Here is a 14,824-nt window from a genome sequence, read left to right on the forward strand (position 1 = left end):
GCGCGGATTAGTTGTCGCTATCGAAGGCGGTTCCGACAAACCGCTCGATCACCCCATTGAACAGCGCGGGCCGTTGCAGCGGCGCGAAATGGCTGACGTTGGGTAGCACGATCAGCTCGGCGCCCGGAATGGTTTGCGCCAGATACACGGCGTGTTCCTGCGTGATGAACTCATCGTGCTCGCCGATCGCGACGGACACGCGCACGCGGATCTGCGCGAGGTCATCCGCGGAATAGTTGGGCTGTGTGCGCTGCATCTCGCTGACGGCGGCGACGAACGCGTCGAACTCGCCGGGCGTTGCCGACAGCGCCGCGTAGTCCGCGCGATGCCGGCTGAAGCAGCGGTCGATCACGGGCGTCGGCACGAACGGCTTCGCACCGCCGGGGTCCATATTGCATGCGAAGAAGAACACGCCCGCGACACGCTGGGGCGCGCGCCGGCCGAGAATCAGCGCGGTGCACGCGCCGTCGCTCCAGCCGATGAATGCCGCTTTCTGTACTTGCAGCGCGTCGAGTACCGCGAGGACATCGGAAGCCATCAGCTCGTAGCTGTACGGTTGCGCGTCGCGCGTGCTGCGGCCATGCCCGCGGCTGTCGATCAGGATCGCGCGGTAGCCCGCCGCAACCAGCGCGGGCACCTGATAGCCCCAGTTGCCGCGATGCCCGAGGCCGCCGTGCAACAGCACCACGGGGTTGCCCGCGCCGTACGTGGACCAGGCGATGCGCGCGCCCGCGTTGTCCACGAAACCTTCTTCCTGTACGTCGGGCAACGGCGCGGCGCCGTGTGCTTCGAAGTGTTTCAGCTCGTCGTCCGATTGCATATCGATGGCACTCCGTGGATGAAAGGCTAAGGTTTCATTGTGACAGCGAGCATTCAATCGGCACGATCAGCCGACCGCTCGGCCAGTGGCGGCACGCGTGTTCCGGCTCGACGCCGCCCTGCGTTCAGGCCCATCAGCACGACGATCAGCCCCAGCGCGCCCATGCCGAGCGAGATCGCGATCACCACCGCGCTCATGCGCCCATTCCCCGAAAACACGCCGACCAGCAAACCCGCCAGCGGCTGCGTGAGGTTGTTGAGCATGATGACGACGCCGAGCGTCTTGCCGTAGTCCTTGGCCGGAATGATCGCCTGACGCACGCTGCGGATATAGATGCTGAACATCTTGTCGAAGCCGACGATCAGCAGAAAGCCCGCGACGTATCCCCACACGGAAGGACTCACACCTGCCAGCAGGCCGCCTGCGAAGATCGCGAGAAACGACACGAGCCCGAGTGCTTTGCGCGGTATCCGAACGCGCGCGATCAGCAGCAAAATCACGATCGTCGCGATCGCGCCGGCCGTCTGCACGAACGCGTAGAACGCATCCGGCCTGCGATGCAGCCCCGTCACCATCGCAGCGGAAGTCGCGAGCGTCACGCCGATCACGAGATTCTCGGCAGCGGCCAGCGCGACCAGCCGGGCGAGGCCCGGCAACTGCACGACATGCGCAAGCGCCGTCTTCACGGGCGCGAGCCAGTTGCCGCCAGCATGTCCGTGCGGCTTCCATTCGAAAGCGCTCGCGCGCTGCCAGATGAGCGTCGCGCCATCGGCGGCGAAAAACAGTGCGGCTGCGACGCCGACCACGTATTCCCAGCGCCACCAGCCGAGCAGCAACCCTGCCAGCATCGGGCCGAGCACGACGCCGACCTGGTCGGCGATCTGCGCATACGACAGCACCTTCTCGAAGCGTTCCGACGTGAACACTTGCGGTAGCAGCACTTCGCGAGCGACGAGGCCCTGGCTGGTCAGGGTGCCGCATACGGCGGACAGCGCAATGAGCCAGCCGATACCGCCCGCGACCGCGAAGCCGGCGATGCCCAGCGCGCACGCCATCGCGCGGAATCGCTGGCTCGCGCGCAGCACGGTCACGGGCGACATGCGATCGCACAGCGCGCCGCAGACGGGAAACACGATATAGCGTGGGAACGCCTCGATGAAGAATGCTATGCCGGACCATGTCGCCTTTTGTGTCGTCTGGAAGACCACGAGCGGCACGAGGAAAAGGAGTATCTGGTCCGCGAGACGCGAAAAGAATAGTGAAGCGAAGAACGCCTGATGTTGAGGGCGCATTGAGGTGTTCGCGTTGAACGCGGGGCAGGTTTGAGGTTTTGCGTCGTGCCGACGCGGGCGGTGTTCGGGTTTTGTCTGGTTTGGTTTTTGGTTTGGTTTTTGGTTTGGTTTTTGGTTTGGTTTGCTTGTGTTTTCGCTGGCATCCGCATTTTGTTAGCTTGCCTCACGCGTTGCCCCTGTGCGGGGCGGCACCTACTTTTCTTTGCCGCCGCAAAGAAAAGTAGGCAAAAGAAAGCGGCTCACACCGCCAGTCCTTGTACTTGCCTGAGGGCCCCCAACCGGTCCCGCACTCCAGATGATAACGCGCTGTTCCCCGCCCGTTGCCAACGCTCTAACAAGCGCCTCCCCCACTTCCAACACCCGTACAACGGCCAGCAGCAGCGAATGGTTACGGCCGCCCAGGTGGCAAACGGTGTGCAGGTTGTCGTACGGTACAAGTTCGCGCTCTTACCAGAAACACCGATCGTGCTACCCAGTCCGGAGTGGTCCGCGTAGGGCGCGAAAGCCTACACACCGTTTGCCACCTGGGCGGCCGTGGACTGTCTGGCGCCGTGTGCCGTGACGCGGCTGCGTGAAGCGGGTGAAGCGTACAGGGAGAACGTTGGCAACGAACGCGAACCAGGGCGTTGCCGTGTGAAGTGTAAGACCCTTCGGGGGCCCTCAGGCAAACACAAGAACTGGCGGTGTGAGCCGCTTTCTTTTGCCTACTTTTCTTTGCGGCGGCAAAGAAAAGTAGGTGCCGCCCCGCACAGGGGCAACGCCTGAAGCAAGCGAACAAATCGCGGATGCCAGCGAAAACACCAGCAAACCAAACCAAAAACCAAACCAAAAACCAAAAACCAAACCAACCCGCTTGCGCAGCAAAAAGCCCGCACATCAAACATCATGCGCGGGCTTCGCCTAAACCACTACAGTCAAAAAACCAAACCTCAACCCGTAACAACCGCGAGCGCGTTATTCAGAGTCTTGCTCGGCCGCATAACCGCTTCCAGCTTCGCAAAATCCGGCTGGTAATAGCCGCCAATATCAACGCCCTTACCCTGCACGTCCGTCAATTCACCGACGATAGTCTTCTCATTATCGGTGAGCACCTTGGCCAGCGGGCCAAACTTGGCCGCAAGTTCCGCGTCATCCTTCTGCGCGGCCAGCTCCTGCGCCCAGTACATCGCGAGGTAGAACTGGCTGCCACGGTTATCGAGCTCGCCTGTCTTCGGCGAAGGACTCTTGTTGTTGTCGAGCAGCTTGCCAGTAGCAGCATCCAGCGTCTTCGCCAGCACCTTGGCGCGAGCATTCCCCGACTTGATTCCCAGCTCTTCCAGCGACACAGCCAGCGCCAAAAACTCACCCAGCGAATCCCACCGCAGGTGGTTCTCTTCGACCAGCTGCTTGACGTGCTTCGGCGCCGAACCGCCCGCGCCCGTTTCGTACATGCCGCCGCCCGCCATCAGCGGAACGATCGACAGCATCTTCGCGGACGTGCCCAGTTCCATGATCGGGAACAGGTCGGTCAGGTAGTCGCGCAGAATGTTGCCCGTTGCCGAGATCGTGTCCAGACCGCGAATCACGCGCTCCAGCGAGTAACGCATCGCGCGAACCTGCGACATGATGTGGATCTCGAGACCGTTCGTATCGTGATCCTTCAGGTATGCCTGCACCTTGTGGATCAGCTCGTTTTCGTGCGGACGGTACGGGTCGAGCCAGAACACCACCGGCATGCCCGAGTTGCGCGCGCGCGTGACGGCGAGCTTGACCCAGTCGCGGATCGGCGCGTCCTTCACGAGGCACATGCGCCAGATGTCGCCCTGCTCGACCTGCTGCGTGAGGCCGCTCAGCACTTCGCCCGTCGCGTTGTCGACGATGCGCGCTTCGCCGTCTTCGGCGATCTCGAAGGTCTTGTCGTGCGAGCCGTATTCTTCCGCCTTCTGCGCCATCAGGCCGACGTTCGGCACCGTGCCCATCGTCTTCGGATCGAATGCGCCGTTGGTCTTGCAGAAGTTGATGATTTCCTGGTAGATGCGCGCGAACGTGCTTTCCGGGATCAGGCACTTCGTGTCGGCGGGACGGCCATCGGCGCCCCACATCTTGCCGCCTGCGCGGATCATCGCGGGCATCGAGGCGTCGACGATCACGTCGTTCGGCGCGTGCAGGTTCGAAATGCCCTTGGCCGAATCGACCATCGCCAGTGCCGGGCGGTGCTCGTGGCACGCGTGCATGTCGCGGATCACTTCATCGCGCTGCGATTCCGGCAGCGACTCGATCTTCGTGTACAGATCGACGAGGCCGTTGTTGACGTTCACGCCCAGTTCGTCGAACAGCTTGGCGTGCTTCGCGAATGCGTCCTTGTAGAACACCTTGACGGCGTGGCCGAAGACGATCGGGTGCGAAACCTTCATCATCGTCGCCTTGACGTGCAGCGACAGCATCACGCCCGTCTTGCGCGCATCTTCCATCTGGTCTTCGTAGAACTCGACCAGCGCCTTCTTGCTCATGAACATGCTGTCGACGATCTCGCCGTCCTGCAGCTTGACCTTCGGCTTCAGCACGATGGTCTCGCCGCGCTTCGTGACGAGTTCCATGCGGACTTCACGCGCCTTGTCGTTCGTGATCGACTTTTCGCCGTGGTAGAAGTCGCCATGCTTCATGTGCGCGACGTGCGTGCGCGACGCCATGCTCCACTCGCCCATGCTGTGCGGGTGCTTCTTTGCGTAGTTCTTGACGGCGGCAGGCGCGCGTCGGTCCGAATTGCCTTCGCGCAGAACCGGGTTCACCGCGCTGCCGAGGCACTTCGAGTAACGCTTCTGGATCTCTTTTTCTTCGTCGTTCTTCGGGTCTTCCGGATAATCGGGAACCTTGAAGCCCTTCGACTGCAGTTCCTTGATCGCGCTGACCAGCTGGAACACCGACGCCGAGATGTTCGGCAGCTTGATGATGTTCGTGTCCGGGTCTTGCGTGAGGCGGCCCAGCTCGGCCAGATTGTCCGGCACGCGCTGTTCTTCCGTCAGGAATTCCGCGAACTCGCCGAGGATACGGCCGGCCACGGAAATGTCGCTGGTCTCGACATTGATGCCAGCCGGAGCGGTAAACGTACGGATGATCGGCAGAAACGCACTCGTCGCGAGCAGCGGGGCTTCGTCGGTCAGGGTGTAGATGATCGTAGGTTGCTTGTTACTCATCGCTTTGCTCTTGGTCGAGAAAGGTTGGGAAATGCCGCCGGCGACGTCACGGCCGACGCGAATGCCCCGAATTTTGCCTTATTTTGGATTTTGACGGTTTGAATCGTGCCGGTCGAATCGGCTTTAAGGCAAAAAAATGCACGATTTGCGCGGCTTCGCTGCTTTTTCATCGCTACGAACGGCACTTCATTGCATTTTGCAATTTAGGCACAGGCACAATTGTTCCGCTTCGCGGCACTGACGGCAATCGGGCGCTGATCGAGATTGCGCGCGGCAGATGGCGTGAGGATGAACGATTCCGCAGCCAGGACGCAGTCGAAGGCGACGGTCGTTCCGCCACCGCGCAAGCGTGGGACGCGGCGTCCGCTCTACACTGTTGCACCATCGATTTTACGGCCGCCGCCCATTCGATACACGATGCCACTTCCGTTCCGCTCGCGCCTCGCCTGCGCCGCCATCGTTCTGAGCGCCGCGTCGGCGAATTGGGCCGTCGGCGCGCAACAGCCCGACCCAACGCCCGACAGGCTCGCCGCGAGCGGCATCCATCACGCGCCGCGGACCGACAACGGCTACGAGAACAACGACGGCCCGCTCGCGCGCGGCTCGGTGTGGAAATGGCGCTGGAACCGCTGGACGCACGGCTTGCCGCCAGCGCCCGCGAACGGCTACGCGTTTCCCGTCGATCACCCCGATGTCGCGTGGATCAAGGCGAACCGCAGCGACGACACGATGACGTGGATCGGCCACGCGACGGCCTTGCTGCAGATCAACGGCGTTAACGTGATCACCGATCCGATGTTTTCGGAACGCGCATCGCCTTTCACGTTCGCCGGGCCGAAGCGGCGCGTGCCGCCCGGTCTCGCGCTCGACGAGCTGCCGCATATCGACGTCGTGCTGATTTCGCACAGCCATTACGACCACCTCGATACCGCGAGCGTCGAGGCTTTGAACGCGCAGCCTGGCGGGCCGCCGCTCTTTCTCGTGCCGCTCGGCATCAAGGACTGGCTCGCGAAAAAAGGCATCACGAATGCGCAGGAACTGGACTGGGGCGACGAAACCAGCGTTGCCGGTCTCGACTTCTGGTTCGTCCCGGCGACGCACTGGTCCGCGCGCAGCCTCACCGATCGCAACGAGACGCTGTGGGGCGGCTGGGTCGTGAAGACGCCAGCGGGCGCCGCTCATCCGTTCTCCGTGTACTTCGCGGGCGACACCGGCTACTCGAACGACTTCAAGCGGATCGGCGACGCATTCGGCTGCGTCGATCTCGCGTTGATTCCCGTCGGCGCATACGAGCCGCACTGGTTCATGGGACCTCAGCACGTGGACCCGCAGCAGGCCGTGCAGATTTTCCAGGACGTGCACGCCAAAAAAGCGATCGGAATTCACTGGGGCACGTTCGAACTGACCGACGAGGCGCTCGACGAGCCACCGAAAAAACTCGCCGAAGCGACCCATGAAGCCGGCCTGCCCGACGACGCATTCACGGTTCTGCATCACGGCCAGATGATCCGCCTCGACGCATCGGTCGATTCACACTCGACGTGCTCGCGCTAAAACGCGAGCCGCTTTGCACTACGCCCGTGCAATGCAGCGCAGCAAGCGCTCCTGATTGTCGGTCACCCCACATTCGGCATCACGCGAGAGACCCAAATCCGGTTAAACCCTGTCGTGCAAGGCACAACGTCGTGTTATTGTCGTACACACACGGGTTCGAGCTTTGCTACGCGGAACTCACGTCATATCCGTTACCTTCGCGAGCGTCGCCATGAGTGATGTACGCCATCTTCTAAGCCAACGCGACCGCGTGGAGCTGCTGTGCTGGCTCACGTGCGGAAGCCTGGGTGCCTGGTATCTGAACGAGACCTGGCCCTCACCGTCCTTTCACGTAGAGGCCGCGCACAAGTGGCTCGACCGGCACGGGCGCACAGCCGACTGGCTGTGCATCGCGAGGCTGTCGGCCATCGCCCTCGACATCGCGCAACGGCATGCATCGTTTGTCGAAGCCGACTGGGCGCGCGATGCCGTCGAAGAAATTCTCGACACCGACGAACTCGACGCCCAGGCGCGCCTCGTCGTCGCGGTGCTTGGCGACTGCGAACGCGCGCTCGCCGACAAGCGCCTCGCCGACTGATACCTGCGCTTACCCGCGAACGGTAGCGCGCCGCGTGCTCGCGGCGCGATCATGTTCGCCTTCATCCCTGTCTTCATGCACGGGCGGCTTCGCAGCCAACCACGCGCCGCGCGTTCGCGTCACCGCGCGTAATCGAGCTTCGGATACCAATGCGGATCGCGCCCTTCGGGCGTCATGTCGAAGATCGTCCACATCGGCATCAGATCCGGCGCGCCGCGCGGGTCCTGACCGGGATCGACAGTCGGGAAGCCCATTTCAGCCGCGTAAAAATGCCGGATCGTACCGTCGCGGCGCGTGAAAACCTGAAACGCCGCGTCGTCGCCACCGTCGTCGGAGATCGCGCCGAAGTCGCGGCTGTACTCACCGTTCACGTCCGAATAGAGCTTCAGATCGCGCCAGCCGCGCTCCTTTTTGAATGCCACGAGCCGCTCGATCGGCGAACGCGCGACCACAGCCAGCGCGATGCGCTGCGCCATGTCGCGCGCCTCGCCATCCCACGCGCTCAGCAGCGACGTGCACATCGGACACGGCCGCTCGCGCTGCGGCCCGAACATATAGCTGTAGATCACGAGCGTGTCCTTGTCGCCGAACAGCCCGGCGAGATCGACGGGCCCCGTTTCGCCGGTAAAGCGGTAATCGCCCGTCACCTCGCCGCCCGGCGGCAGCGCGCGGCGCTGCTCGGCGACGCGTTCGATATGACGGCGCAGTTCGATTTCCTCCGCGAGCAGCGCGTCGCGGGCGCGCCGGTATTCGACGCTCTCGTTCGGATAGTGCCGGCCGTTGCGCTTCGCCAGCTCAGTGGCGGGCACGAGAGAAGATGCAGACGACATCGAGGCCTCCCATTCAATTGACGAATCAGACAATCAGTCGCGCTCCGGCATGCCGAGCGGAAACAGATGGCGATACGGCCGCGCTTCTTCGACGGCGCGCGCAAACGAAGGCCGTTTCAACAGCCGCTTGCGATACCCGATCACGAATTCGAACTGCGGATCGATCCGGTGCGTCCAGTCGGCATAGAAAAGAAACGGCGCGGCGCCGCAATCCGCGAGACTAAAGCGCTCGCCGGCCGCCCATTCGCGGTCTTTCATCGTGTTGTCGAGCCACGCATACGCGACGTCGAGCAGTGCGCGCGCATCGGCGACACCGCGTGCGTCGCGCTCGCTCTCGTCGGGCAGGCTGTCGAAGACGATCTTCTGCTGCGGCGTGGCGATGTAGTTGTCGAAGAAACGATCCATGAAACGTACTTCGAGCGCCGCGCGCGGATCGTCGGGAAGCAGTTGGACGGGGCCGGGATGATGCAGACCGAGGTGCTCGATGATGACGGTCGCCTCGGGAATCGTGCGGCCTTCGTCGACGAGCAGTGGAAAACGCCGGATCGGCCAGCGCGCGGCGAGTTCATCCATCGCGCCGGGTTCGTCGAGCCGGCGGTAATCGAACGGCGTGCCGTTCTCGTAGAGCGCGGTCAGCGCCTTCTGGCAGTACGAAGAAAACGGATGGGCGTAGAGCGTCAAGGTCATCGTCGTCGTCCTTGCAGTCTGATAGCGGACGAGATGTCCGCTTATCTGAACGACGAGCGGCGACAATGGGAATCGACAATACGCGCGAAAAAACTTTTGCTGCGCTGCGGCGTGAGTTGCCTCACGCGTCGCCTGGAGCCGCCTGCGTCAACGCCCCCGCTCACTCGTGCAGAGACACCGCCAGCGCGCGCAGCAGCGCTGCGCCGTCGCCTTGCCACGCGCTGCCGTGCATGCACGCAAGCGTATGCGGTTCGAGTGCCGCGAGCCGCTCCAGCATCGCGTCGCCGTGTTTCGTATGGGAGTAGTAGTCCATGCTGCGCCGGAACGCCTCGCTTGGACCGAGAATGTCGGCACCCGTCACGGCGGGCGATTGCGCACCGCCCTGCGTGAACAGATCGCCGCACAGCAGCGTCTGGGTCGTCTCGTCGAACAGCATCCCGCATTCCCATGCGTGCGGCAGATGCGGCGTCGCGAGCCAGCGCAGCCGGTGGCGGCCGAGATCGACGGTCTCGCTGTCTTCGAGACCGCGCGCGGGCCGGTCGGCGAGATCGTCGATGGACACCAGCTTGGCGATGCCGCTGCACAGCGGCTGCGCCTCGGGCGCGGCGGCAAGCCATTCGTTGAGCGAGCCGCACTCGTCCGCTTCGACATGCGAGAACGCGATGTGCCGCAGCCGTTCGGGCGGCAACACGGACGCCACGGCTTCGCGCACGAGCGCGAACATCTTGCGCGGGCCGGTATGGAACAGCAGCGGCGCGCCGTCGACGATCAGATACTGGTTGAAAGAGAACCCGCCCGGCCCGCCCTCGAAGAACACAGGCGTGTTGATCCGGTAAATGCCGTCCGCGACTTCATGGACGTTGGTGCCCGACACCGCATTGGTGACCGTCATGACCCGACCTCCATGCGCGCTGCGCGCGCAACGATGCGCCGCGCCGACGACGCGCTAACCGCCGAGCGCGGCGAGATTCAACGGATAGGAGCGCCCAATCCACGCCGCGCAATCGCGGTGATCGCGCAGCGCGTTGCCCGTGTTCGGGTGGATGAAGACGTCGAGCGCGCCGTGATTGAGCGCGAGCCATCCGAACAGCTCCGCGAGAAGCTCGGGGCCGAACGCAAGCTGATACGACCACATCGGATGCGGGCCGACGGGACGCTCGTGAAAACGCCCCATTTCGAATCTGCCGTGAAACTGCGCTTCGATGGTCTCGCGCAGCGTCCATGCGGCGTCGCGCGTCGCCTGATCGAAGTACACATGCGCGTGCCAGCTGGCGATTGCCGTCATGATCCGTTGCGGCCGGGGCCGTCCTTCGTTTGGGGGTGTGCGAGGTTCATCATAGGCGCTCGATCGCCGTATGAACAAACCGGGAATAAAGCGGGTGTGCGGCCGGTCACGTCTATCGAACGCCGATGCGCGATTCGATCGCGCCGATCAGCCCTTCGATCCAGCTGCGCAGCCCCGCATCCGACACCGACACGGGCAGCGAGCGCGCGAGAATGCCGTACACCTGCTTGCGCTGGATCTTCGACACCTTTGCAGGCTCCAGCCAATGCGCGTTATCGACCAGCAGCAACATCGTTTCGAGTCCGATCACGATCGGCCACACGCACGCGAGGCGCAAACGCAGCGAGAAGCGCGGAATGGCGAGCGTGTAGTCGAGCGCCGCGCGGAAGTGATCGAGCGACTGGCGCACCAGTTCGTGCATCAACGGTTGCGCGCGCTGCGAGGCTTGCGGCTCAAGCAGCATCTGCGGCGTCAGGCCGAAGCGATCGAGCATCGTGGACGGCAGGTAGCAGCGGCCGATGCGCAAATCCTTGCCGCAATCGCGCAGCACGTTGGTCATCTGCAGCGCCTTGCCGAAGCGTACGCCGCGCTCCAGCATCGTGGCCTCGCCGGTCTTCAGCGTGCCGGGCAGATGCATGTAGGTCATCTTCGTCCAGAACTCGCCGACGCAACCCGCGACCAGATACGTGTAGCGATCCAGTTCGTCCCATTCGCGCAGCGCGACGATACGGCCCGAGCGTTCGTCGGGGAAGGTGCGCAGGTCGAATTCCATGCCCGTCGTCAATGTCGTGACGATCTCGCGCACAGCGGCGCGGTCGGCCGCGTCGAGTTGCTGGAGCACGTCGAGCGCGGGTGCAATCGATTCGAGCAGCACCTTTTCATCCGATTGCGTCTGCTGCCCCGCCACTTCGTTCGCGAGACGCCGGGCAAGCTCGCCGTCGTCGGTCGCGCCGTTGACCTGATCACGCAACGCAAGCAGCAGCGCGAGCCGCTGCTCGGGCGGAATCAGCGCGGTATCGGCGATCGTGTCCGCGGCGCGCGCGAGCAGATACGCGAGCCCGATGGGATCGCGCATGCCGGCAGGCAGAATGCGCAGCGTCAGATAGAAGGAACGGGAAACCCCTTTGAGCAACGGACCCAGCAAAAAGGCCCGAGTGGAACTGGACATGAGTTGAGGTCGATCAGGTTGAGTCCGTGCTTCATTCGGGCACGGACGCGGTGTTGGTGTGATTCGGCGCTGCCGCATTGTATCCGGCACGGGTGGGACGGGTTGCAAAGCAGCCTGCCGATACCGCGCGCCGTCATCCAGTGAAGCACGCATAAAACCAACACCGCACGTCGCATCCAGGCAGATTGCGATCACCTTGCGCAAGCTTTCCTGCTAGAATTCAAGCCTCAACGCAGTCGTTCTTCATCCACTCAATCACCCAAGGGAGGCATTCATGCACGCAATGTACATCGCAGTCTCTCGCGGGATGTCGCGACGCTTCCTCTGCGCTCCAAGCTAGGTTGCCGTCTGCGCTGGCTCGCAAGCGCCCGCGCCTTTACCAGACTACCGGTTTTCTTTGTCGCCGCCGCACGTTGGCGGGCATCGGTCGTCGACTTCTGAATCTCCCGACTGGATAGCGCTGCGCCGCCCCGCGCCGCACGCTGACATACATGGCTAGCAAAAAACTCGACTTTGGCGCGCAAGCGTTCAGAAGCGTTCTCGGCTTCACTTTCCATCACTGGCGCAAGCAGCCCGTGCGCGTCGTCGGCATTGCGCTGTTCGCGCTGTCGGCCGCGTTGGCGGACGTGCTGACGCCGCTCTTCGCGGGCCGTCTGGTCGATGCGCTCGCATCGGGCAGCTCGCTCGGCAAGGACGTCGCGTCGCATCCGGCGCTGGTCGCGTTCGGCGTGCTGATCGCGCTCGGCATCGGCGGCACGTTGCTGCGGCAACTGGTCTATCGCAGCATCATCGTGATGACGCTGACGATGATGAGCGCAATCTGCGCGAACGCGTTTCACCGCGTACAGCGCTTTTCGACCGACTGGCATGCGAACAGCTTCGCCGGCTCGACGGTGCGCAAGATCACGCGCGGCATCTGGGCGCTCGACCTGCTCAACGACACGCTGCTGATCGCGCTGCTGCCTTCGCTGCTGATGCTCGCCGGATCGACGGTGCTGCTCGGCTTTCACTGGCCCGTGATGGGCATCGTGGTGGGCGTCGGCTCGCTCACGTATGTCGTGGTGACGGTCGCGCTGTCGCTCGGCTATGTCGCGCCCGCCGCGCGTCTCGGCAATCTGTGGGACACGCGCATGGGCGGCGCGCTCGCCGACGCCGTCAGCTGCAACGCCGTGGTCAAGGCATTCGGCGCGGAAGAACGCGAGGAAAGCCGGCTCGACCGCGTGATCGCCAAGTGGCGGCAGCGCACGCGCCGCACGTGGCAGCGCGGCACCACCAATGGCGGCGTGCAGGGCGGCATGCTGGCGCTGATGCAGGCGGCCATTCTCGGCGCGGCGCTGCTGCTGTGGCTGCACGACGAAGCGAGCGTCGGCGACATCACGTATGCGCTGACCACGTTCTTCGTGCTGCAAGGCTATCTGCGCGATGTCGGAATGCACGTGCGCAATCTGCAACGCTCGGTCAACGACATGGAGGAACTCGTTGCGCTCGAACGCGAGCCGCTTGGCATCGAAGACAAGGCGGGCGCGCCCGCCATCGATATCCGGCAAGGCGAGATCCGCTTCGAGCACGTCACGTTCCGCTATGGCGCGCAACGCACGGCGCTCTACAACGACTTCTCGCTGCGCATCGCGCCGGGCGAGCGGATCGGCCTCGTTGGACATTCGGGCTCGGGCAAGACGACGTTCATCAAGCTGATCCAGCGCCTGTACGATATCGACGAAGGCCGCATTACGATCGACGGGCAGAACATCGCCGACGTGCGGCAGGCCTCGCTGCGGCAGCACATCGCGATCGTGCAGCAGGAACCCGTGTTGTTCCACCGCTCGCTGGCGGAGAACATCGCGTACGCGCGGCCCGGCGCATCGTTCGATGACATCGTGCAGGCAGCGAAGCTGGCCAGCGCGCACGAGTTCATCGACGCGTTGCCGCATGGCTACGACACGCTGGTCGGCGAGCGCGGCGTCAAGCTGTCGGGCGGCGAGCGTCAGCGGGTCGCGATCGCGCGGGCGTTCCTCGCCGACGCGCCGATCCTGATCTTCGACGAAGCCACGTCGAGCCTCGACAGCGAAAGCGAGGTGCTGATCCAGCAGGCGATGGAACGGCTGATGGTCGGACGCACGACGCTCGTCGTCGCGCACCGGCTCTCGACGGTCCGCGCGCTCGACCGGCTGCTGGTGCTCGACAAGGGCCGTGTAGTCGAGGAAGGCAGCCACGAGCAACTGATCCGGATCGACGGCGGCGTGTATCGTCGGCTGTTTGAGCGCCAGGCGCTGGAGTTGACCAAGGGTCTGCTCGACGATGGACCCGCGCAAGGCAGCGCGCGGATTGCCAGCGACGCGAGCCTGATCGCGGGCAAGTAATCCATCGCCCGATCGGCGAGGCCAAGGGCGGTTCGATTTTTCGAACCGCCCTTTTTTCTATGCGCCGATGCGGCAAGCCCTGAACGCTGCGGCTTGCTATCATTTGCGATTCAACGCTTCAGCGAAGCCGCTTCGGGCAAGACCGCCATGACACTGCACATCGACACCCCGCTTCTCGAATCCCAACCGCTCAGCCAACATCTGGGACGCCGCGTGCTGCTCAAGATGGACGCGCTGCAGCCGCCCGGCTCGTTCAAGATCCGCGGCATCGGCTACGCGTGTGAAGAGCATGCAAAGCGCGGCAAGCGCCGCTTCGTGTCGTCGTCGGGCGGCAACGCGGGCATCGCGGTCGCATACGCGGGCCGCGTGCTGTCGATTCCCGTCACGGTCGTCGTGCCGCAAAGCACGGGCGAGCGCGCCAAGGATCTGATCCGTCTGCAAGGCGCGGACGTGATCGTGCACGGCGCGACCTGGCAGGAAGCCAACGCGTTCGCGCTCGAACAGGTCGGTCCCGACGATGCCTTCATCCATCCGTTCGACGATCCGCTCTTGTGGCACGGCCATGCGTCGATGATCGACGAGGTCGTGCGCGCGGGCGCGAAGTTCGACGCCGTCGTGCTGTCGGTGGGCGGTGGCGGGTTGATGGCGGGTGCAATCGAGGGCTTGCGGCGTAACGGTCTCGGCCATGTGCCGCTGATCGCAGTCGAAACGGAAGGTGCATCGTCGCTTGCGCAATCGGTGCGCGCGGGTCAGCGGATCGAATTGCCGGGCATCACCAGCGTCGCGACGTCGCTGGGCGCGAAGCAGGTCTGCGAGCAGGCCTTCACGCTCACGCAGACGCATCCCGTCGAATGCGTGGTGGTGTCGGACAAGGAAGCCGTGGATGCGTCGCGCCGGTTCGTCGACGATCACCGCGTGCTCGTCGAGCCCGCGTGCGGCGCGAGCCTTGCGCTTGTCTATCGGCAGACGGAAGCGTTACAGCGTTTTGAAAGCGTGCTCGTGATCGTGTGCGGCGGCGCGGCCACGACCATCGAGCAACTGGAGCGCTGGCATCGTGAGATGGCGTGAGCGTCGTCGC

General features: G+C 63.9%; 13 protein-coding genes. 4 read left to right on the plus strand and 9 right to left on the minus strand.

Going from position 1 to position 14,824, the window contains the following annotated elements:
• Positions 1–7: 7 nt before the first annotated feature.
• The 4 genes from PPGU16_RS18650 to PPGU16_RS18665 form a co-directional block, all read right to left on the minus strand.
• Positions 8–820: an alpha/beta fold hydrolase gene (locus PPGU16_RS18650; protein WP_180724195.1), complete on the minus strand. Its 813-nt coding sequence runs from the start codon at positions 818–820 to the stop codon at positions 8–10.
• Between the two features lie 53 nt (positions 821–873).
• On the minus strand, positions 874–2,112 hold the full coding sequence (locus PPGU16_RS18655; RefSeq protein ID WP_180724196.1) for an MFS transporter: 1,239 nt from the start codon (positions 2,110–2,112) through the stop codon (positions 874–876).
• 660 nt (positions 2,113–2,772) lie between these two features.
• Positions 2,773–2,976: a hypothetical protein gene (locus PPGU16_RS18660; protein ID WP_180724198.1), complete on the minus strand. Its 204-nt coding sequence runs from the start codon at positions 2,974–2,976 to the stop codon at positions 2,773–2,775.
• 65 nt (positions 2,977–3,041) lie between these two features.
• A complete protein-coding gene (locus PPGU16_RS18665) occupies positions 3,042–5,285 on the minus strand; it encodes an NADP-dependent isocitrate dehydrogenase (RefSeq protein ID WP_180724200.1) in 2,244 nt (747 codons plus the stop codon).
• A gap of 417 nt (positions 5,286–5,702) precedes the next feature.
• On the opposite strand from PPGU16_RS18665, the gene PPGU16_RS18670 reads away from it, so the two are divergent.
• Together PPGU16_RS18670 and PPGU16_RS18675 are read left to right on the plus strand one after the other, a co-directional pair.
• Complete coding sequence (locus PPGU16_RS18670; protein WP_180724202.1) at positions 5,703–6,839, plus strand: MBL fold metallo-hydrolase; 1,137 nt, start codon at positions 5,703–5,705, stop codon at positions 6,837–6,839.
• 211 nt (positions 6,840–7,050) lie between these two features.
• On the plus strand, positions 7,051–7,416 hold the full coding sequence (locus tag PPGU16_RS18675) for a hypothetical protein (RefSeq protein WP_180724204.1): 366 nt from the start codon (positions 7,051–7,053) through the stop codon (positions 7,414–7,416).
• 119 nt (positions 7,417–7,535) lie between these two features.
• On the opposite strand, the gene PPGU16_RS18680 is transcribed toward PPGU16_RS18675, so the two are convergent.
• The 5 genes from PPGU16_RS18680 to PPGU16_RS18700 all read right to left on the minus strand — a co-directional run bounded on the left by PPGU16_RS18680 (position 7,536) and on the right by PPGU16_RS18700 (position 11,386).
• A complete protein-coding gene (locus PPGU16_RS18680; protein ID WP_180724206.1) occupies positions 7,536–8,246 on the minus strand; it encodes a DUF899 family protein in 711 nt (236 codons plus the stop codon).
• A 33-nt stretch (positions 8,247–8,279) separates the two neighbouring features.
• Positions 8,280–8,933 carry a glutathione S-transferase family protein gene (locus PPGU16_RS18685; protein ID WP_180724208.1) on the minus strand — a complete coding sequence of 218 codons (654 nt, stop codon included), beginning with the start codon at positions 8,931–8,933 and terminating at the stop codon, positions 8,280–8,282.
• A 160-nt stretch (positions 8,934–9,093) separates the two neighbouring features.
• Positions 9,094–9,825: an FprA family A-type flavoprotein gene (locus tag PPGU16_RS18690; RefSeq protein ID WP_180724210.1), complete on the minus strand. Its 732-nt coding sequence runs from the start codon at positions 9,823–9,825 to the stop codon at positions 9,094–9,096.
• Between the two features lie 54 nt (positions 9,826–9,879).
• The gene (locus tag PPGU16_RS18695) at positions 9,880–10,218 is read right to left on the minus strand and encodes a DOPA 4,5-dioxygenase family protein (protein WP_180724212.1); all 339 of its coding nucleotides are present in this window, start codon (positions 10,216–10,218) and stop codon (positions 9,880–9,882) included.
• A 112-nt stretch (positions 10,219–10,330) separates the two neighbouring features.
• Positions 10,331–11,386: a phytoene/squalene synthase family protein gene (locus PPGU16_RS18700; protein ID WP_180724214.1), complete on the minus strand. Its 1,056-nt coding sequence runs from the start codon at positions 11,384–11,386 to the stop codon at positions 10,331–10,333.
• A 491-nt stretch (positions 11,387–11,877) separates the two neighbouring features.
• Here PPGU16_RS18700 and PPGU16_RS18705 point away from each other — a divergent pair, with 491 nt between their 5' ends.
• Together PPGU16_RS18705 and PPGU16_RS18710 are read left to right on the plus strand one after the other, a co-directional pair.
• Entirely contained in the window at positions 11,878–13,746 is a 1,869-nt protein-coding gene (locus tag PPGU16_RS18705) for an ABC transporter ATP-binding protein (protein WP_180724216.1), read from the plus strand.
• 147 nt (positions 13,747–13,893) lie between these two features.
• On the plus strand, positions 13,894–14,814 hold the full coding sequence (locus PPGU16_RS18710) for a pyridoxal-phosphate dependent enzyme (RefSeq protein WP_180724217.1): 921 nt from the start codon (positions 13,894–13,896) through the stop codon (positions 14,812–14,814).
• Positions 14,815–14,824 lie beyond the last annotated feature (10 nt).

The organism is Paraburkholderia largidicola (assembly GCF_013426895.1).
Lineage (GTDB): Bacteria > Pseudomonadota > Gammaproteobacteria > Burkholderiales > Burkholderiaceae > Paraburkholderia > Paraburkholderia largidicola.